This is a genomic window from Georgenia sp. G2120 (assembly GCF_055326485.1).
This window is the reverse complement of the sequence record NZ_JBUZNL010000004.1, coordinates 78501-97325: the sequence shown is the minus strand read 5'-3', so window position 1 is coordinate 97325 and position 18825 is coordinate 78501. Positions and strand designations below refer to the sequence as shown.

The following is an 18825-nucleotide window of genomic DNA, read 5'->3' as shown; positions in this document are numbered from 1 at the left end:
GCCGGTGCATGTCCGTGCTCATCAGATCCCTCCCACGAAGCGTCCGGGTGCAAGGTTCCGGCCCGGGTCCAGGCGTTCCTTGATGCTGCGCATGAGCTCGATCCCGCCGACCGGTCCCCACACGTCGAGGCCCTCGCGGAGCGGGGCCGGCGCACGCAGGACGACGACGGTGCCCTCCCCCGGGTCGGGAGCCGCGGCACGCAGCCGGGCGACGGTTCCCGCGACGTCCGCACCGTCGATGCCGACGTCCAGCACGCCCGCCGCCGAGCCCCGGACGGCGACGCCGGTCCCGTGCGACTGCTCCGCCGCGCGGGCGGCCAGGAGCACCTCGCGCACACCGACCAGGGTCGCGGTGGCCCGCGCGCTCACCGCGCCGTCGGGCGCGCGGTCCCACCACGCGGGTTCGTCGGCGAGATGACCGCCGACCAGGTCGGCGACCTCGGCGGCGCGCGTGGCGACGCCGGCGGGCCCGCCCTCGAGGAGCACGGCGAGGGTCGCCTCGTCGCTGCCGGCCGGGCGGTCGATCTCGACCGCGGCGGGGGCGACCTGGGAACCCAGCACCGCCCGGCCGAGGTCGGCGATCTCGTCGAGCGCGCCGCTGCGCACGACGAACGCGCGGTCGTCCGGGACGGGGTGGAGGCGGAACGCCGCCCGCACGATGATCCCGAGGGTGCCGTAGGAGCCCGTCATCAGCTTGCCCAGGTCGTAGCCGGCGACGTTCTTGACGACCTTGCCGCCCGAGGACGCGACGGTCCCGTCCGCCAGGACCACCGTCGTGCCGAGCACGAGGTCGCGCAGCGCGTGGCGCAGCACCCGCCGCGGGCCGGACGCGCCCGTCGCGAGAGCGCCGCCGACCGTGGACCCGTTCTCGAACCGCTCCCGCCCGACCTCGGACACGAGCTCCTGCCCGGCGCGGGTCACCTGCGCGTGGAGGTCGCGCAGCGGCAGTCCGGCCTCGGCGACGACGACGAGGTCGCCGGCCCCGTGCTCGACGAGCCGGTCCAGCCCGGTGGTGTCGAGGAGGACGTCGACGCGCTCGGGGGGTGCCGCCCGGTCGAGCGCGGTCGCGCCGCCGCGCACGACGGTGACGAGCCCCTGGCCGCTGGCCTCCCGCACCACACGGGAGACGCCCTCGATCGACGTCGGCCGGGCGACGACGACCGCCGGGACGCCGTCGACGACATCCCCCGGGTCCGCCTCGCGCACCTCACCCTCACCGCCGAGGCTCCGGGCCAGGGCCGCGAGGTCGGGGCGGCCGGGCGGGCGCGCGGCCGCTGCACGCGTGTCCGCACCCGTCGACGACATCAGAACACCTCCGCCAGTCCGGCCTCCTGGAGCGGGTGCGCCCCCTGGTGCCTGCCGGGTCGCTCGCCGCACAGGCGCGGGGTCGGGAAGATCTTTCCGGGGTTGGAGATGTTCTCCGGGTCGAACGCGCACCGCACCGCCTGCATCGTGTCGAGGTCGGCGGCGGTGAACATCCGCGGCATGTGCTTCGCCTTGTCGGACCCGACGCCGTGCTCGCCGGTGATCGACCCGCCGCCCTCGATGCACAGGTCGAGGATCCCGCCGGCCACCTCCTCGGCGCGCTCGGCGGCACCCTCCTCGGCGTCGTCGAAGAGGACGAGCGGGTGCAGGTTGCCGTCGCCCGCGTGGAACACGTTGGCCACCCGCACGCCCTTCTCCTCGGACAGATCGGCGATCCGACGCAGCACGTCGGGCAGTGCTGTCCTCGGGATGACGCCGTCCTGGACGATGTAGTCCGGGCTGATCCGACCGACGGCAGCGAACGCAGACTTGCGGCCCTTCCAGATGAGGGCGCGCTCGGCGTCGTCCGCCGCCAGCCGCGTCTCGAACGACCCGTTCGCGTCGCAGTGGTGCAGCACCTCGGCCAGCTCTCCGGCGACGTCGGCCGACGAGCCGTCGACCTCGATGACCAGCACCGCCCCCGCGCCGTCGGGATAGCCGCAGGCGACCGCCTCCTCCGCCGCCTCGATGGCGAGCGCGTCCATCATCTCGATGGCCGCCGGGATCACGCCGGCAGCGATGATCGCCGAGGTCGCGGCCCCCGCGTCGTCGACCGACCGGAACCCCGCGAGAACGGTCTGGACCTCCTGCGGCAGCCGGGTGAGGCGCACCGTCACCTCGGTGACGATGCCGAGCGTGCCCTCCGAGCCGACGAGGGCGCCCAGCAGGTCGTAGCCCGGAGGGTCGGGGGCCTTCCCGCCGATCTCGACCCGCTCACCGCCCGGGGTGACGAGGTCGACGCCGGTGACGTGGTTGACGGTGAAGCCGTACTTCAGGCAGTGCGCGCCGCCCGAGTTCTCGGCGACGTTGCCCCCGATCGAGCAGATCGTCTGGCTCGAGGGGTCCGGCGCGAAGTAGTAGCCGTCGGGCGTCGCGGCGCGGGACAGGGCGAGGTTGATGACGCCCGGGTCGACCACCGCGCGCTGGTTCGCGGCATCGATCTCCTTGATGCTGCGCATCTGGGACATGACGACGAGGACGCCCTCCGCGTGCGGGAGCGCACCGCCCGACAGACCCGTACCCGAGCCGCGTGCGACGAACGGGACCCGGTGGGCGGCGCACACGCGGACGGCCCGTGCGACGTCGTCCGCATCGCGTGCGAGCACGACGAGACCGGGTACGGCCTTGTACTGGGCGAGGCCGTCGCACTCGTAGGTCTGAAGACGCTGCCGGTCGGTGATGATCCGATCGGCGTCGAACGTGCGGGCGAGCTCGGCCGTGACGCGGCCGAGCGGGCTGGTCGAGCTCCGGTCGGCGGGCGCGGTGGGGCCGTCCGGGGCGACGGCGGTGTCGGTGGACGTCATGGCGGCAGCCTCCTCGGTGACGTCGGCGTCGTGACGAGCGTGCTGTGGAGATGTCCACACCGAGCGTACCGGTCGGAGGTGGACGGGGCACCGACAGAGCCTCTGCCAGCGCGTCGACAAGGGCGTCGCGACGAACCCGAGCGACCAGCGCCTCCCCTACAGCGACAGCCGGGCCACGGCCTCGCCGTCGTCGTACGCGCCGGTGAGCACGAAGCCCATCCCCAGGTAGAACGGCTCGGGGCCGCCCGGGGCCTGGACCCAGCTGGTCTCCACCGCTGAGTGGCCGGCGGCGCGCAGGTCCGCGGTCCACAGCTCCAGCGCACGTCGGCCGATGCTCCGCCCCTGGTGCCGCCGGTCGACGAGGAACCGCCAGAGGTACGGATCCGGCGTTCCTGCGTTGACGGCGTCCGCCCACATGAGGAAGCCGGCCGGCTCGCCGTCGGCCTCGATGCCCCGCAGCACCGGGACCACGGGGTGGCCGGCCTCCGGCTCGGGGAAGAGCGCGTCGGTGAAGGACTGGTCGACGCTCGCGACGAAGCGGTCCTGGGTGCGGTGCGTGCGCAGCCGGCGATAGGTCCAGGCGCTCTCGTGGTCGAGCTCGACGAGGCGGACGGTTGTCGGCGGCGTGCGCGGGCGGTCGCGCCAGGCCCGGCGGTCGTCGGCGGACATCGAGTAGTAGAGGTTGTCGTCCCACGCACCTCGCCACCAGAAGGACTTCTCCGCGAAGTGGTCGAAGGTCATGCCGAGCCGCTCGAGGAGCCGGGCCGAGGCGCGGTTGTCCGGGGAGAGCTCGGCGACGAGGCGGTGGACACCGACCCGGTCGACGAGGTCGTCGACGACGGCGGACGCGGCCTCGATGCCGTACCCCCTGCCCTGGTGCGCCGTCGCGAGGGTGAACCCGATCTCGGCGATCCCGGAGTGCTCGTCGAGGCCGACGTAGAGGTCGCCGACGATCTCGCCCCCGGCCTCGATCGCGAGCTGCGTGCCGCCGCCGGGCACGACGTCGGTCCGGTCCGCGTGGGCGGCCGCGAGCCGCTCGGCCCGCTCCCTCGGGTACGGCAGCTCCCAGTCCTGGAGCGCGCTGACCTCAGGGTCGTTGCGGTAGGCCGTGAGCGTGTCGACGTCCCGCTCGGCCACCATGCGCACGGTCAGCCGGTCGGTCCGCAGAGGGTAGGGGATGGCGGTCATGCCCCGATCGTCGCCGGGCCGGACGGACGGCGCCAGCGAAATCCGGTCGTGCCGACGGCGTCGGGCACGGCAGGGAAGGTATCCGTGCCGTGGCGCCCCGCGATCACCCCTGCTTGGTCGCCCCGGCCCCGCTCTGCGGGAACATCGGCACCGCGACCTGGATCCCCTCCTGATCGAACCGGACCTTGAGGTGGGCGCGGGCGGCGCGGCCGATCGCCCACTGCGAGCCGGGCCGGGTCTTGATGATCATCCGCATCGTCACGGCGCCGTTCCCGATGGCGGTCACGCCGCTGACCTCGGGGGCGTCGAGGATCTCGGCCGCGAACTCCGGGTCCGTGGCGAACTCCTCCAACCCGCTCTCGATGACCTGCTTCGCCCGGGGCAGGTCGACCGAGTAGTCGAGCGGGATCTCGATCAGCGCGTTCGCCCAGTCCTGGTTCATGTTGGCGACCCGCCGGATCTCGCCGTTTCGCACGTACCAGACGTTGCCGTCGAGGTCGCGGATCTTCGTGATCCGCATCGTCATCTCCTCGACCGTGCCGACGGCGTCCCCGACGTCGACCACGTCACCGACGCCGATCTGGTCCTCCGACATCATGAACAGGCCGGAGATGAAGTCCTGGACCAGACTCTGCGCGCCGAAGCCGATCGCGAGACCCACCACGCCGGCGCTGGCCAGGATCGGAGCAAGATTGATCCCGAACTCGCCCAGGATCATCATGAACGCCACGCCGAAGATGACGAACGAGGCGATGCTGCGCAGCACCGAACCGATCGTCCGCGCCCGCTGCTGCTGGCGACGGACGCGAGCGGTCTCGTCGGTGCCCGGCCTGACGACCTTGCGCCTGGCGTTGGACGCGGCCCGGTCCAGCTGTTGCCGCGACTGGACGATCCGCTCGGCGAGCCGCATGATCACCCGGCCGAGGACGGCGCGCGCGATGATCGCCACCAGGAGGATGATGACGACGTTGATGAGGCTCGAGACCATCTCCCCCGAGCGCGAGGAGAACCACTCGCCGATCACGCCGGCCTGCGCGGGTATGTCTGTCACGGGTCGCCCCTTCCGGTCTCGGGCTCACGTGGCTCGGGTCTGGAGCCCGCGAGATTCCGAGATCCATCGTCGCAACGACCGGTCCCGCTCGCGATCCTCGGCCGCCGCGCACTGCTGTGAGAAATCCGGCCGTCGACCGGGAATTCCGCCGGGCCGGGGCGGAACGCGTCCGGGGCGCACGCCCCAGCCGCGACGCATTCGGCTTGGCCCGACTGCCGGGCCCGCGCACGATGGACCCATGACCACGATCCGGCCGGCACGGCCCTCCGACGCCGAGGACATGACCGAGGTGCAGAACGCGATCCATCGCGCGGGCCTCCGGGAGAGCCCGGTCGACGTCGCGTCGGTTCGCGAGCGCTACCTCGGGCTCGAGCACGTGGTCGCGTGCACCGTCGCCGAGCGGGATGGCTCGGTGGTCGGTTTCCAGTCCCTCACTCGGGCGTGGCCGGGCAACCCCTACGACGTGACCGAGGGGTGGGGGATCATCGGCACGCACATCCACCCCGACGCCGCTCGGAGCGGTCTCGGTCGCCGCCTCTTCGTCACCACCCTTGCCGCTGCCCGGGCCACCGGACTCCGGCACATCGACGCCACCATCGGCGCCGACAACCCGCCCGCCCTGTCGTACTACGCGGCCATGGGCTTCACGCCCTACCGACCGGCCGGCGACGCGATCCCGCACCGACTCGACGTCTGATGACGTCGACGCTGCCGGCCCTCGGTCACCGCCCCATGTCGACGAAGCGCGAGTAGTGCCCCTGGAAGGCCACCGTCACCGTGCCGGTCGGTCCGTTCCTCTGCTTGGCGATGATGATGTCCGCCTCGCCGGCCCGCGGGTGCTCCTTCTCGTAGGCGTCCTCGCGGTGCAGCAGCATGACGACGTCGGCGTCCTGCTCGAGCGAGCCCGACTCGCGCAGGTCGGACATCATCGGCTTCTTGTCGCCGCGCTGCTCGGGACCACGGTTGAGCTGCGCGACGGCGATGACCGGCACCTCGAGCTCCTTCGCGAGGAGCTTGAGCGCACGGGAGAACTCCGAGACCTCCTGCTGGCGCGACTCGACCCGCTTGCCCGAGCTCATCAGCTGGAGGTAGTCCACCGCGATGAGCTTGAGGTCGTGATTCTGCTTGAGCCGCCGGCACTTGGCGCGGATCTCCATGAGCGACATGTTCGGGCTGTCGTCGACGAACAACGGGGCCGACGACGAACGGCTCGCCGCGCCGGCCACCCGCTCCCACTCGTCCTGCCGCATCGAGCCCTCGCGCATGTGCTTGAGCGAGACGCCGGCCTCGGCGGACAGCAGCCGCATGGTGATCTCGGTGCGCCCCATCTCGAGGCTGAAGATCACCGACGCGTGGTTGTTGCGGATCGAGGCGTTGCGGCAGATGTCGAGCGCGAGGGTCGACTTACCGATGGCGGGCCGCGCCGCGATGATGACCATCTGGCCCGGGTGGAGGCCGTTCGTCAGGCCGTCGAGGTCGGCGAAGCCGGTGGGGACGGCGCCGTCGTCGCCCGTCTTGGACTCGATGCGCTGCAGCTCGGTGAGCGTGGGGTCCACCAGCTCGCGCAGCGGCCGGTAGTCCTCCGCGTTGCGCTGGTCGGCCACGGCGTAGACCTCGGCCTGGGCGGAGTTGACGATCTCCTCGACGTCGCCGCCGTCGGTCGCGTAGCCGAGCTGGACGATGCGGGTGCCCGCCTGGACGAGCCGGCGCAGCACGGCCTGCTCGCGCACGATCCGCGCGTAGTAGCCGGCGTTGGCCGCGGTCGGGACCGAGGAGACGAGGGTGTGGAGGTAGGGCGCCCCACCCACGCGGGTCATCTCGCCGCGCCGGGTGAGCTCGGCGGCGACCGTCACCGGGTCGGCCGGTTCGCCGCGCCCGAACAGATCGATGACGGCCTCGTACACGAGGGCGTGCGCCGGCTTGTAGAAGTCGACGCCGCGGACCTCCTCGACCACGTCCGCGATCGCGTCCTTGCTCAGCAGCATGCCGCCGAGGACGGACTGCTCGGCCGCGACGTCCTGCGGCGGGGTCCGGTCGAAGTCGGCCCGTGCTGCGCCCGGATCCTCTGCCACGCTCGCTCCTTCTCGTGCCCGGTCGAACGCCCGGCCAGGCGACGCTACGGGTCCGCTCCCCCGTCGCCAAACCCACACTGTGCACGAACCGGCCGACATCCGTGGACGGCCTGTGGACCAACACCGTGAGCCTGTGCACAGCTGTGGACAAAGGTGTGGGTATGACGGGCGCCAGGGACCCCGGGACGCACGACGACGCCGCCCCTCCCCGCACAGGGTGTGGACGGAAGAAGTCGGGCGTGTCGTGTGGACGGAGGAAGTCCGGCCAGTCGTGTGTAGGGAAGCCGGCCCGTCCGACCGCCCGCCCTGCGGGCGTGGGTCGCCCCACCCTCGGGCCCGACCTACCGTGACCCGGGTACCGACCGGCGAGCGCCCGAGGAGGAGAGATGTCCGCGGACCCGGGCTCCGGCGTCGGGCCGGAGATGACCCCGCGCGAGGTCGACCGGCAGATCCTTCGGCTCGCGGTGCCCGCGCTCGGCGCGCTGATCGCCGAACCGTTGCTCCTCATCATCGACTCCGCGATGGTCGGGCACCTCGGCACGGAGTCGCTGGCGGGGCTCGCGATCGCGCAGGCGGTCCTCACGACGATCGTCGGGGTCTGCGTGTTCCTCGCGTACGCCACGACGGCCGCGACCGCCCGGCTCGTCGGGGCCGGTCAGCGGGGCCGCGGCATCCGGGCGGGGATCGACGGGATGTGGCTCGCCGTCGGGCTCGGCGTCGTCCTCGCGGGCGTCCTGCTGCTGGGCGGCCCCTGGCTCGTCGGCGCGCTCGGCGGCAGCGGCGAGGTGGCGTCCGAGGCGGTGGCCTACCTGCGGGCGTCGGCGTTCGGGCTGCCCGGCATGCTCGTCGTGCTCGCCGCCACCGGGACGCTGCGCGGACTGCTCGACACCCGCACGCCGCTGTACGTCGCCGCCGGTGGTGCCGTGGCGAACGCCGTGCTCAACGCGATCCTCATCTACGGTGCCGGCCTCGGGATCGTCGGCTCCGGCCTCGGCACGGCGGTCGCCCAGCTCGGGATGGGCGCGGCGCTCGCGGCCGTGGTGGTCCGCGGCGCCCGACGCCACGACGTCCCGCTCGCCCCCTCCGGCCTCGGCGTCCTCGCCTCCGCGCGCGCCGGCCTCCCCCTCTTCGTCCGCACCCTCTCGCTGCGGGCCGCGATCCTCGTGACCGTCGCCGTGGCCACCGCCCTCGGCCCGGCGCGCCTCGCGGCCTACCAGGTGACGAGCTCGATCTGGTCGCTGTGCGCGTTCGCGCTCGACGCCGTCGCGATCGCCGCGCAGGCCCTCGTCGGCCAGGGGCTCGGCCGCGGCGACACCGGGGCCGTGCGCCGCCTCGTCGGCCGCTGCCTGCGCTGGGGCATCCTCGCCGGGATCGTCATCGGGATCGTCGTCGCCGCCAGCTCCCCGCTCCTCGTGCGCATCTTCTCCGCCGACCCCGACGTGCGCTCGGCGGCCGTGTGGTGCCTCGTCGTCGTCGGGGCGCTCATGGGTCTGGCCGGGCTCGTCTACATCCTCGACGGCATCCTCATGGGCGCCGGCGACGGGCCGTTCCTCGCCGTGTCCGGCATCGTCACGCTCGTCGTCTACCTGCCGGCCGCGTGGGCGGTCGCCGCGTTCGGCCCGGGCGGGACGTGGGGCCTCGTCTGGCTGTGGGTGGCCTTCGCCGGGGTGTTCATGGGCGCGCGGGCCGTCACCACCTACCTGCGCTCGCGCGGGACCCGGTGGATGGTCCTCGGGGAGGGGCGGTGACGGACGTCGCCGGGCGATCACCTGATCGCGACCGGCCCGTCGGGCACCCTGGCCGGATGACCACCGGTGGACGCACGAGGCTCGAGCGCCCCGACCTGCGCGCCGTCATCCTCGTGGCGATCGCGTCGGCCTGCGGCTTCGGCACCTTCTACGGCCTGTACACCTCGGCGCCGGTCGCGCTCGCCGGCGGGGGCGTGTCCGCCGGCACCCGCACCGCCGTCTTCATGGCCTGCGTCATCGCGGTGCAGCCCCTCGTCACGGTGCTCGGCCGGTGGATGCGCGTGCGCTCGCGCTCGGTGGGCGGCGGGCTCGCCTCGATGGCCCTCGGGTTCGCCGTGCTCCCGCTCGCCGGCGGCTGGCCGGGCCTCGTCCTCACGGGCCTCGGGTTCGGCGTGTTCGTCGTGACCAGCGCGGCCTGGGTGCGCGAGCTCGCCGACGCCCGCACCGCCGGCCGGGCCCTCGGCATCTACGGCCTCGCCTCCGCCGTCGGCGCGACGGTCGCCGCCCCCGCCGCGCTCGCCCTGGCCGACGGCGTCGGGGTCGTCGGCGTCGCGGCCGGTGGCGCCCTGGTCACGGCGCTCGGGCTCGTCCCCGTGGCCCTCGCGCGGCGCATCGGCGAGCACGGCCGCCCCGGCCTCACCGACGCCCCCACCGACCACGTCCCCACGCTCCCCCGCTCCGGCACCGGGCCCGCCCCGGAGACCGAGGCGTCCCTCGCGGTCGGGGACGCGACGACCTACCTCTCCGACGACGAACCACCCGCCCGGGTCGCCGTCGCCGAGGATGACCGCGTCGGCTCCGACCACTCCGACGACCCCGGCAGCAGCCCGCGCTCCGTCCACGCCGACGACGACGCACACCACCGCCGGCGTGGGCCGTTCGGCGTCGTCGCCCCCACCCTGGTGATCCATTCGCTCGCCGTGATCGCCTACGGGCTCATGCTCACGTCCGCGGGCACCCTGGCGGAGGCCGGCGGCGGGACGGCGGCCGTGGTCGCCGCGTTCAGCGTCCAGGGAGCCGTGGCGGTCGGTCGGCCGGTCGCGGGGTGGCTGGCGGACCGCTGGTCGGGGGCAGGGACGCTGCTGGTCGCCGCGGTCGCGGTGGCGGGCGCGCTGGCCTGGGCGGTGGCCGACGACGACCCGGTCCGGTTCGTCGTCGCCGCCACGCTGGTGGGAGCCTTCTCGGGCGCCGTCCAGACCGCGGCGCTCACCGTGATGATGCGCCGCGCGGTCACGCCCGGTCAGGCCGAGCGCGTGAGCATGGGCTGGAACGTCACGTTCGACGTCGCGCTCGGCCTCGCGGCGGCGGCCGCCACCCGCCTCGCCCTCGTGTGACAGCACGACGCCCCCGGAACCGCGCGGGTTCCGGGGGCGTCGGACAGGTGGATCTCGTCGGGACCGGGTCTCTGTGACCGGACCCGCGAGGCCGACCGAGGATCAGGCCTCGGGCACGACCTCGACGACCAGGCTGGCCGAGACGTCCTCGTGCAGGCGGACCTGCACGCGGTGCTCGCCGAGCGACTTGATCGGCGCCGGGATCTCGATCTTGCGGCGGTCGAGCTGCGGCCCGCCGCCGGCCACGACGGCCTCGGCGATGTCGACGCTCGACACAGCACCGAACAGACGACCGGCCTCGCCGGCGCGGACGCTGACGGTGACCGGGCCCGACTGGAGGCGGTCGCGCGTGGCCTGCGCCTCCTCGACGGTGGCGATCGCACGCGTGCGGCGCGCGGACGTCATCTGGTCGACCTGCTTCTGGCCGCCCTTGGTCCAGCGGGTCGCGAGACCGCGCGGGACGAGGTAGTTGCGGGCGTACCCGTCCTTGACCTCGACGACGTCGCCCGCGGCACCGAGACCGGTGACCTCGTGGGTGAGGATCAGCTTTGCCATCTCGATCCCCTTCCTCAGCGACCGGCGCCGGTGTACGGCAGCAGGGCCATCTCGCGGGCGTTCTTCACGGCCTTCGCGATGAGGCGCTGCTCCTGGACGGACACGCCGGTGACGCGGCGCGAGCGGATCTTTCCGCGGTCGGAGATGAACTTCCGCAGGGTCGCGGTGTCCTTGTAGTCGATCTTTCCGACCTTGACAGCCTTGAGCGGGCTGACCTTCTTCTTCGGCTTGCGAAGTACGGGCTTCGCCATGGGGTTCTCCTCGTGGATCAGTACCGGCCCTCACGCGCATCTCTCGCGCGCGAGCGCCCTTCGTGGAATGTGTGTGTCCGCCGCACCCGCGGCGGTCCGCCGATCAGCTCGGCGGGTGATCGATCAGAACGGCGGGTCGTTCGGGAACGCCGTGCCGCCGCCCTGGGTCGCCCAGGGGTCCTCGGGGCTGCCGCCGGCGGGGCCGTTGTAGCCACCGCCCTGGCCGCCCTGGTTGCCGCCGCCGTAGCCGCCGCCGCCCTGGTTGCCGCCGCCGTAGCCGCCGCCCCCCTGGTTGCCGCCGCCACCGAAGCCGCCGCCCTGGTTGCCGCCGAAGCCGCCTCCGCCGCCACCGCGCTGCGTGCGGGTGACCTTTGCGGTCGCGTACCGCAGCGAGGGTGCGACCTCGTCGGCCTGCATCTCGACGACCGTCCGCTTCTCGCCCTGCTGGGTCTCGTAGGACCGCTGCGTGAGCCGGCCCTGGACCATGACGCGCATGCCCTTGGTCAGCGACTCCGCCACGTTCTCCGCGGCGTCACGCCAGACGGAGCAGCGCATGAACAGCGTGTCGCCGTCCTTCCACTCGTTCGACTGGCGGTCGAACGTGCGGGGGGTCGACGCGACGGTGAAGTTCGCGACCGCAGCCCCCGACGGGGTGAACCGCAGCTCGGGGTCGGCGGTGAGGTTGCCGACCACGGTGATGATGGTGTCGCCTGCCATGAGAGCTCCTGACGGTGGCTGTCGGTACGGGGGCTGTCGGTCGGATCAGTTGGCGTCGGGGCGCAGGAGCTTCGTGCGCAGGACGGCCTCGTTGAGGCCGAGCTGGCGGTCGAGCTCCTTGGCGACCTCGGGCGTGGTCGTCATGTCGACGACCGCGTAGATGCCCTCGGTGCGCTTGTCGATCTCGTAGGCGAGCCGGCGCTTGCCCCAGATGTCGATCGTGTCCACGGTGCCACCACCGGTCGTGACGACCGACAGCAGCTTGTCGAGCGACGGGGCGACGGTGCGCTCGTCGACCTCCGGCTCGAGGATGATCATCAGTTCGTACTGCCGCATGGGTATCCCCACCTCCTTCGGACTGGGCGGTCACGGTCTCTCCGTGACAGGAGGGTCATGCGTGTCCCCGGTACGTACCGGGGCCGACCGTCAACGGTACCCGCTCCGGGCACCCCGTGGAGAGGCAGGTCTGGTGCCGCCCGTCACCTCCGACGGCGGCACTCACCCCGGGAGCATCACCGCCCGACGGCGGCACTCACCCCGGGCACGCGGGTCACCCCGCGTCCGGCGTCCTCAGCCGCCGCCGCCCGCGCCTGGGTCGCGTCCGTTGCCGTTCCCGCCGCCGCCGTTACCGCCACCGTTGCCGCCGCCGTTCCCGCCGCCGTTGCCGGGCGGGGTCGAGGGCGGCGTCGTCGGCTCGGGTGTCGGCTCGGGCGTCGGCTCCGGCGGCGGCTCGGTCGTCGGCTCCTCGGTGGTGGGCTCCTCCGTCGTCGGCTCCTCGGTGGTCTCCTCCTCGGTGGTCTCCTCCTCGGTGGTGGTCTCCTCCTCGGTCGTCGACTCCTCCTCGGTGGTGGTCTCCTCCTCCGTGGTGGGGACCTCCGTCGGGGCGGGCGCCTGCGTCGGCGTCTGGTTGCTCCATCCCTGCGAACCGGGCAGGTCGTCCGGGTCGGGCCGCTCGGGCAGGTCGACGACGGGCATGCCCTCGGTGGCCACCATCATGTAGTCGCGCCAGATCTGGGCGGGGAAGGTCCCGCCGGCCACGAGGTCGACGCCGCCGAAGCCGGTCAGCTCCTCCTCGGTGCCGTCCTCGCCGACCTGGTACATGCTCACCACGGTCGTCAGCTGGGGGACCCAGCCGGCGAACCACGCCGACCGGTAGGCGTTGGACGATCCGGTCTTGCCGGCCGCGGGCCGCCCGATCTCGCCGGCCGTCGCGCCGGTGCCGCCGGGCTCGAGGACGGACTCCATCGCGTAGGTGGCCTCGTCGATGACGGCCTCCTCGAAGGCGCGCACGCCCTCGTCGCCGCCGGTGTAGATCCGGTTGTCGTCCCGGTCGAGGACCTCCTCGACGATGTACGGCTCGTGCCGCACGCCGCGCGCGGCGAACGTGTTGTAGGCGCGGGCGGAGTCGAGCGTCGTCGGGGACGCGGGGCCCAGCACGTTGGACACGGTCGGCACGAGGCCGGGCGTCTCCTCCGACCAGCCGGCGCGGGTCGCCACGTCGACCATGGTCTCCGGTCCGACCTGCTGGTTGACGAGTGCGTAGGTCGTGTTGACGGACTGCGCGGTCGCCTCGCGCAGGGTGATGTAGCCGCGGTCGTGCCAGTCGTAGTTGTTGACCGGGACGTCGTAGCCCTCGACCTCCATCGGCGAGTAGGACGGGAACCGCTCGTCCATGGACACGCCGGCCTCGATCGCGGCCACGAGGGTGAAGGGTTTCGCCGTCGAGCCGGCCTGGGCGCGGTCCTGCGTGGCCGAGTTCCGCGCGTCGGTGACGAAGTCCGGACCGCCGTAGAGGGCGACGATCGCGCCGGACTCCGGGCGCATCGACACGAGTCCCACGTGGTTGTTCTCGGGCCGGTCCTCCGGGAGGTTCCCCACGGCGTCGATCGCGGCCTGCTGGCTGCGCTGGTCGATGGTGGTGACGATGTCGTAGCCACCGGTGTCGATCTCGTCGAGGGTGAGGTCGCCCTGGGCCACGAGCTCGTCGCGCACCATCGCGAGGAGGTACCCGTTGGGTCCGGCGTAGGTCTCGTTCGCCTCGGGCTCGACGACCTCGGGGAACTCGGCGGCCGCGTGCTCCTCGGCGGTGATCCACCCGTCCTCGAGCATGAGGTCGAGGACGCGCTCGAACCGCTGCTCGGCCCGCTCCGGGTCGTTCGCCGGGTCCCACGCGGACGGGCTGGGGATGATCCCGGCGAGCATCGCCGACTCGCTGATCGTCATCTCCGAGGCGCCGTGCCCGAAGTACGCCATCGAGGCCTCCTGCACGCCGTACGTGCCGCGGCCGAAGTAGATGGTGTTCATGTAGTTCTGCAGGATCTCGTCCTTGGACTGCTCCTGGTCGATCCGCAGGGCGAGGATCGTCTCCTCGAACTTGCCGATGTAGGACGTCGTGGTCCCCGTGTAGTAGCGCTCGACGTACTGCTGCGTGAGGGAGGAGCCACCTTGCCGCGCCTCGCCCTGGATGTTGTTCCACAGGGCGCGCGCGATGCCGCGCCAGTCGACTCCGGGGTTCTCGTAGAACCGGCGGTCCTCGGACGCGATGATCGCCTCGGTCACGTGGTCCGGGACGTCGTCGAGGGAGACCGAGCTGCGGTCGTACTCGGCGAAGCGGCCCATGACGGTCTCGCCGTCGGCGTAGTAGACGGTCGTGCCCTCCGCGAGGGCGAAGTCGTCCGGGGCGGGGACGTCGATCGAGGCGTAGGCGGCGACGAACAGGCCGGCGGCACCGGCGAGCCCGGCGATGAAGAGGCCGACCAGCCAGAACAGGATGCGTCGCCACACCGGCACGCGACCCTTGTCCTCGGGGGCCCGGCGTGCGGTGCCCGTGGTGTCCTTCGACATCCGCGCCAACCTTTCGTCGTGACGTGAGCTCAACAGTATGGAGCTCGTCCCCGTCCCCGCGCGCGAGGCTGTGCGCGATCACACGGGCCGACGACGACGATCGCGCGGGTCCTCACCCGCCACCCGCGTGCCACGGGGCGCCCGGCCGCGCCGTGCGCGGCGCCACACCCGATCGGCCGGAATGCGGTCGATCGCGGCGCCGGGGCCCGGTTACCGTCGTCGGAGGCAACAGGGGTGGAGGTCCCGTCGTGGTCAAGGTGGCAGTCGTCGGGGTGGGCAACTGCGCCTCCTCCCTCGTCCAGGGCGTGCGGTACTACGCAGACGCCGATCCCCGCGGCACGGTGCCCGGCCTCATGCACGTCGAGCTCGGCGGCATCCACGTCCGGGACGTCGAGATCGTCGCGGCCTTCGACGTCGACTCCCGCAAGGTCGGCGCCGACCTCGCCGAGGCGATCGGTGCGTCCGAGAACAACACCCTCCGCCTCGCCGACGTCCCGCCGACGGGGGTCGAGGTCCTGCGCGGCCCCACCCTCGACGGACTGGGGCGGTACTACCGGGAGACGATCAAGGAGTCCGACGCCGCGGCCGTCGACGTCGCCGCCGAGCTCCGCAGGGCCGGCGCCGAGGTCGTCGTCTGCTACCTGCCCGTCGGCTCGGAGGAGGCGGCCCGGCACTATGCGCAGGCCGCGATCGACGCCGGCTGCGCGCTCGTCAACGCCCTGCCCGTCTTCCTCGCCTCGGACCCCGAGTGGGCGCAGAAGTTCACGGACGCCGGCCTGCCGATCGTCGGCGACGACGTGAAGTCCCAGGTGGGCGCCACGATCACGCACCGGGTGCTCGCCCGGCTGCTCGAGGAGCGGGGGATCCGGCTCGACCGCACGTTCCAGCTCAACGTGGGCGGGAACATGGACTTCCGCAACATGCTCGAGCGCGAGCGGCTCGAGTCCAAGCGCCTCTCGAAGACCCGGGCGGTGACGTCGAACATCGCCGGTCACCTGCCGGCGCGGGACATCCACATCGGCCCCTCGGACCACGTGGCCTGGCTCGACGACCGCAAGTGGGCGTACGTCCGGCTCGAGGGCCGCGGGTTCGGGGACGCCCCGATGTCCCTGGAGTACAAGCTCGAGGTGTGGGACTCGCCGAACTCGGCCGGCATCGTCATCGACGCGCTCCGGCTGGCGAAGCTCGGCCTCGACCGCGGGATCGGCGGCCCGCTGCTGGCGGCGAGCGCCTACCTCATGAAGTCGCCGCCCGAGCAGCGGGAGGACACAGCCGCCCGGGCCGACGTCGAGGCGTTCATCCGCGGCGAGATCGAGCGCTAGCCGGCCGAGCCGGCGCCCGGCCGGCCGGCCCGCAGCACCACCTTCCGCAGCTCGACCGCGACGAGCACGAGCGCCGCCATCCCGGTGCAGGCCGCCCAGTGGGCAAGGTCCATCGACGCGGTGCCGAACGCCGTCTGGAGGAACGGGACCTCGACGACGAGGACCTGGAGGACGACCACGAGGACGATCGAGCCCCACAGCCACGGGTTGACGAACATCCGGTGGAACGCCGAGCTCGTCGCCGAGCGCGAGTTCAGCGCGTTGAACAGCTGGGCGAGCACGAGCGTGGTGAACCCGGCCGTCCGGGCGACCTCGACGCTGTCGGAGCCCTCGATGAGCCCGCCGGGCAGGAACATGTCGATCGTCGTCAGCATGACCACGGCCATGACGGCGCCGACGAAGAGGATCCCCGCCCACATCCCGCGGTCGAGGATGCGGTCGTCGGGCCGGCGCGGGGGGCGCGCCATCGGGTCGTCGATCTCGGGGTCCATGCCCAGGGCGAGCGCCGGGGCGGAGTCGGTGACGAGGTTGATCCACAGGATCTGGGTGGCCAGGAGCGGCACCACGGTCCCGCCGGAGTCGTCGGTGAGGCCGATGACGCCGGCGAGGACCACCCCGAGGAACACGGTGAGGACCTCGCCGAGGTTGGACGAGAGCAGGAACCGCAGGAACTTGCGGATGTTGTCGAAGATGACGCGGCCCTGACGGATCGCGGCGACGATCGTGGCGAAGTTGTCGTCGGCGAGGATCATCGTCGACGCCTCCTTCGTCACCTCCGTCCCGGTGATCCCCATGGCGACCCCGATGTCCGCCGACTTCAGCGCCGGGGCGTCGTTGACGCCGTCGCCGGTCATCGAGACCACGTGCCCGCGCGCCTGGAGGGCGTCGACGATGCGCAGCTTGTGCTCGGGCGCGACCCGGGCGAACACGCGGGTCTCCTCGACGATCGCACCGAGCGCCTCGTCGTCCATCCGCGCGAGCTCGGCTCCGGTGACCGCCTCCGCGCCCGGCTCGGCGATCCCGAGGTCGGCGGCGATGCGGCTCGCGGTGGCGGGGTGGTCGCCGGTGATCATCGTGACCCGGACGCCGGCGCGGTGGGCCTCCCGCACCGCGACGGCGGCCTCGGGACGGGGTGGGTCGATGATGCCGACGACGCCGAGGTAGACGAGGTCGTGCTCGGCGTCGTCGTCGATCGCGTCCGTGCCGTCGGCCAGGTCCGCACCCTCGGCCCGGTAGGCCACGCCGAGGGTGCGCAGGGCCTGCGCGGAGAGGGACTCGACGTCGGCGAGCGCGTCGGCCCGTCTCTTCTCGTCGAGGAGGAGGACCTGGTCCCCGACCTGGACGTGCGTGCAGTCGGCGAGCAGGACGTCGGGTCCGCCCTTGCTCATGAGGACGCGCCGGCCGTCCTCGTCGACCTCGAGGGCGGACATCTTCTTCCGCTCGGAGGTGAACGGGACCTCGGCGGCGCGGGTGAACCGGCTCGCCTCGTCGGTCACGCCGGGGAACTTGCGCGCGGCCACGAGGAACGCGGCCTCGGTGGGGTCGCCCTGGATCTGCCACTCGCCGCCGGTCTCGGCGAGCTGGGCGTTGTTCGCGAGCGAGCCGGCGCTGAGCAGGAGCCGCGCCTCGTGCTCGGCCGCGGTGGAGGCGACGTCGAGGACGGCCTCGCCCTCGGGCCGGTAGCCGACCCCGGTGATCTCGATCGTCCCCGAGGCGGTGACGACCTGCTCGATCGTCATCTCGTTCTTCGTCAGGGTGCCCGTCTTGTCGGAGCAGATGACGGTCGCGGAGCCGAGGGTCTCGACCGAGTGCAGCTCCTTGACGACCGCCTTCCGGGACGCCATCCGCTGCACGCCGATGGCGAGGACGAGGGAGAGGATCGCGGGCAGCCCCTCCGGGACCGCGGCGACGGCGAGGGAGACGCCGAGGAGCAGGGTGCCGACGAGGTCGTCGGAGGTCTCGATCCCGTTGACGAGGAGCATCGCCGCCATGACGACGACCGCGATGACGACGACGATGATCCCCAGCGTCCGCGAGACGCCCGCGATCTCCTGCTCGAGCGGGGTCGGCTCGGACTCGGTGCGGTCGAGCATGTCCGCGATGGCGCCCATCTCGGTGCCCATGCCGGTGGCGGTGACGACCGCGCGGCCCACCCCCTGCGCCACGGCGGTGCCCTTGTGGACCATCGACGTGCGGTCGCCGATCTGGCCGGGCTCCGCGAGCGCCGCCGCGGACTTCTCGACCGCCTCGGACTCCCCGGTGAGCGAGGCCTCCTGGATGCGCAGCGCGGTGGCCGTCAGCACCCGGGCGTCCGCGCCGACCTGGTCGCCCTCGGCGAGGACCAGGACGTCCCCGCGGACGAGCTCGGCGGAGGGGACGTCGACGAGGCGCCCCTCGCGCAGCACGGTCGAGGTCGCGGCGGTCATGCGGCCGAGCGCGGCCACGGCTTCGGCCGCCCGCGCCTCCTGGCTGTAGCCGATGACCGCGTTGAGGACGACCACGGCCGCGATGACGATCGCGTCGACCGGCGCGCCCGAGGCACCGTCCGCGATCCACGCGACCAGCGAGATCCCGATCGCCACGAGCAGGAGGTAGATGAGCGGGTCCTGCAGCTGGGCGAGCAGCGTGCGCCACCAGGGCGTGGGCGGTGTGCCGCGCAGCTCGTTCGGCCCCTCGGCCTCGAGGCGGGAGGCCGCCTCGGCGTCGCTCAGGCCGGTCTCGAGGTCGACGCCGAGGAGGTCGGCGATCTCGGCCGGCTCACGGACGGACGGGTCCGTGATCGCGGGGCGAGCGGCGGTTCCGGGCGGCGCGGTGATCCCGGGACGCGCAGCACCCTCGGGTCGATCGGTAGCGAGAAGGGGGTCGGGGGATGCGGGGTCCGCCATGCCCCCATCGTCCTCCTCCGGGACCGGTTC

At 73.0% G+C, this 18825-nt stretch carries 15 protein-coding genes; 4 read left to right on the top strand and 11 right to left on the bottom strand.

Annotated elements, in window-relative coordinates; translation table 11 throughout:
* Window positions 1-21 precede the first annotated feature (21 nt).
* From ACZLMO_RS06045 to ACZLMO_RS06030, 4 genes are all read right to left on the bottom strand, one after another.
* Window positions 22-1305, bottom strand: coding sequence for an FAD-binding oxidoreductase (locus ACZLMO_RS06045; RefSeq protein ID WP_463653164.1), 1284 nt, complete (start codon window positions 1303-1305; stop codon window positions 22-24).
* Window positions 1305-2828: an FAD-linked oxidase C-terminal domain-containing protein gene (locus ACZLMO_RS06040; RefSeq protein ID WP_463653163.1), complete on the bottom strand. Its 1524-nt coding sequence runs from the start codon at window positions 2826-2828 to the stop codon at window positions 1305-1307. Before ACZLMO_RS06040 ends, ACZLMO_RS06045 begins: the two co-directional genes overlap by 1 nt.
* Before the next feature lie 156 nt (window positions 2829-2984).
* Window positions 2985-4016, bottom strand: a complete 1032-nt coding sequence (locus ACZLMO_RS06035) for a GNAT family N-acetyltransferase (RefSeq protein WP_463653162.1) — start codon at window positions 4014-4016, stop codon at window positions 2985-2987.
* Window positions 4017-4119: 103 nt separating this feature from the next.
* Complete coding sequence (locus tag ACZLMO_RS06030; RefSeq protein WP_463653161.1) at window positions 4120-5067, bottom strand: mechanosensitive ion channel family protein; 948 nt, start codon at window positions 5065-5067, stop codon at window positions 4120-4122.
* Between the two features lie 238 nt (window positions 5068-5305).
* Here ACZLMO_RS06030 and ACZLMO_RS06025 point away from each other — a divergent pair, with 238 nt between their 5' ends.
* On the top strand, window positions 5306-5764 hold the full coding sequence (locus tag ACZLMO_RS06025) for a GNAT family N-acetyltransferase (protein ID WP_463653160.1): 459 nt from the start codon (window positions 5306-5308) through the stop codon (window positions 5762-5764).
* 25 nt (window positions 5765-5789) lie between these two features.
* Here the strand turns inward: ACZLMO_RS06025 and dnaB are convergent, their stop codons facing one another.
* Entirely contained in the window at window positions 5790-7238 is a 1449-nt protein-coding gene (gene dnaB / locus ACZLMO_RS06020; protein ID WP_463653159.1) for a replicative DNA helicase, read from the bottom strand.
* A 287-nt stretch (window positions 7239-7525) separates the two neighbouring features.
* On the opposite strand from dnaB, the gene ACZLMO_RS06015 reads away from it, so the two are divergent.
* Both ACZLMO_RS06015 and ACZLMO_RS06010 read left to right on the top strand, forming a co-directional pair.
* Window positions 7526-8887, top strand: coding sequence for an MATE family efflux transporter (locus ACZLMO_RS06015; protein WP_463653158.1), 1362 nt, complete (start codon window positions 7526-7528; stop codon window positions 8885-8887).
* Window positions 8888-8943: 56 nt separating this feature from the next.
* Complete coding sequence (locus ACZLMO_RS06010; RefSeq protein WP_463653157.1) at window positions 8944-10221, top strand: MFS transporter; 1278 nt, start codon at window positions 8944-8946, stop codon at window positions 10219-10221.
* Window positions 10222-10323: 102 nt separating this feature from the next.
* On the opposite strand, the gene rplI is transcribed toward ACZLMO_RS06010, so the two are convergent.
* From rplI to ACZLMO_RS05985, 5 genes are all read right to left on the bottom strand, one after another.
* A complete protein-coding gene (gene rplI, locus ACZLMO_RS06005; RefSeq protein ID WP_425713995.1) occupies window positions 10324-10776 on the bottom strand; it encodes a 50S ribosomal protein L9 in 453 nt (150 codons plus the stop codon).
* A gap of 14 nt (window positions 10777-10790) precedes the next feature.
* Window positions 10791-11027, bottom strand: coding sequence for a 30S ribosomal protein S18 (gene rpsR, locus ACZLMO_RS06000; protein WP_425713996.1), 237 nt, complete (start codon window positions 11025-11027; stop codon window positions 10791-10793).
* A gap of 123 nt (window positions 11028-11150) precedes the next feature.
* Window positions 11151-11744, bottom strand: a complete 594-nt coding sequence (locus ACZLMO_RS05995) for a single-stranded DNA-binding protein (protein ID WP_463653156.1) — start codon at window positions 11742-11744, stop codon at window positions 11151-11153.
* A 45-nt stretch (window positions 11745-11789) separates the two neighbouring features.
* Entirely contained in the window at window positions 11790-12080 is a 291-nt protein-coding gene (rpsF, locus tag ACZLMO_RS05990) for a 30S ribosomal protein S6 (protein WP_425713998.1), read from the bottom strand.
* A gap of 234 nt (window positions 12081-12314) precedes the next feature.
* On the bottom strand, window positions 12315-14588 hold the full coding sequence (locus tag ACZLMO_RS05985; protein ID WP_463653155.1) for a transglycosylase domain-containing protein: 2274 nt from the start codon (window positions 14586-14588) through the stop codon (window positions 12315-12317).
* Window positions 14589-14836: 248 nt separating this feature from the next.
* Here ACZLMO_RS05985 and ACZLMO_RS05980 point away from each other — a divergent pair, with 248 nt between their 5' ends.
* On the top strand, window positions 14837-15910 hold the full coding sequence (locus ACZLMO_RS05980) for an inositol-3-phosphate synthase (protein ID WP_463653154.1): 1074 nt from the start codon (window positions 14837-14839) through the stop codon (window positions 15908-15910).
* On the opposite strand, the gene ACZLMO_RS05975 is transcribed toward ACZLMO_RS05980, so the two are convergent.
* Complete coding sequence (locus ACZLMO_RS05975; RefSeq protein ID WP_463653153.1) at window positions 15907-18795, bottom strand: cation-translocating P-type ATPase; 2889 nt, start codon at window positions 18793-18795, stop codon at window positions 15907-15909. The two genes, ACZLMO_RS05980 and ACZLMO_RS05975, sit on opposite strands and share 4 nt — an antisense overlap.
* Between the last annotated feature and the right edge of the window lie 30 nt (window positions 18796-18825).

Coding starts and splice junctions, on each gene's coding strand:
- ACZLMO_RS06025 (WP_463653160.1), top strand. CDS start 5,306: ATGACCACGATCCGGCCGGCACGGCCCTCCGACGCCGAGGACATGACC.
- ACZLMO_RS06015 (WP_463653158.1), top strand. CDS start 7,526: ATGTCCGCGGACCCGGGCTCCGGCGTCGGGCCGGAGATGACCCCGCGC.
- ACZLMO_RS05975 (WP_463653153.1), bottom strand. CDS start 18,795: ATGGCGGACCCCGCATCCCCCGACCCCCTTCTCGCTACCGATCGACCC.
- rpsF (WP_425713998.1), bottom strand. CDS start 12,080: ATGCGGCAGTACGAACTGATGATCATCCTCGAGCCGGAGGTCGACGAG.
- ACZLMO_RS06045 (WP_463653164.1), bottom strand. CDS start 1,305: ATGTCGTCGACGGGTGCGGACACGCGTGCAGCGGCCGCGCGCCCGCCC.
- ACZLMO_RS06010 (WP_463653157.1), top strand. CDS start 8,944: ATGACCACCGGTGGACGCACGAGGCTCGAGCGCCCCGACCTGCGCGCC.
- rplI (WP_425713995.1), bottom strand. CDS start 10,776: ATGGCAAAGCTGATCCTCACCCACGAGGTCACCGGTCTCGGTGCCGCG.
- rpsR (WP_425713996.1), bottom strand. CDS start 11,027: ATGGCGAAGCCCGTACTTCGCAAGCCGAAGAAGAAGGTCAGCCCGCTC.
- ACZLMO_RS06040 (WP_463653163.1), bottom strand. CDS start 2,828: ATGACGTCCACCGACACCGCCGTCGCCCCGGACGGCCCCACCGCGCCC.
- ACZLMO_RS06035 (WP_463653162.1), bottom strand. CDS start 4,016: ATGACCGCCATCCCCTACCCTCTGCGGACCGACCGGCTGACCGTGCGC.
- ACZLMO_RS05995 (WP_463653156.1), bottom strand. CDS start 11,744: ATGGCAGGCGACACCATCATCACCGTGGTCGGCAACCTCACCGCCGAC.
- dnaB (WP_463653159.1), bottom strand. CDS start 7,238: ATGTCGGCCGGTTCGTGCACAGTGTGGGTTTGGCGACGGGGGAGCGGA.
- ACZLMO_RS05985 (WP_463653155.1), bottom strand. CDS start 14,588: ATGTCGAAGGACACCACGGGCACCGCACGCCGGGCCCCCGAGGACAAG.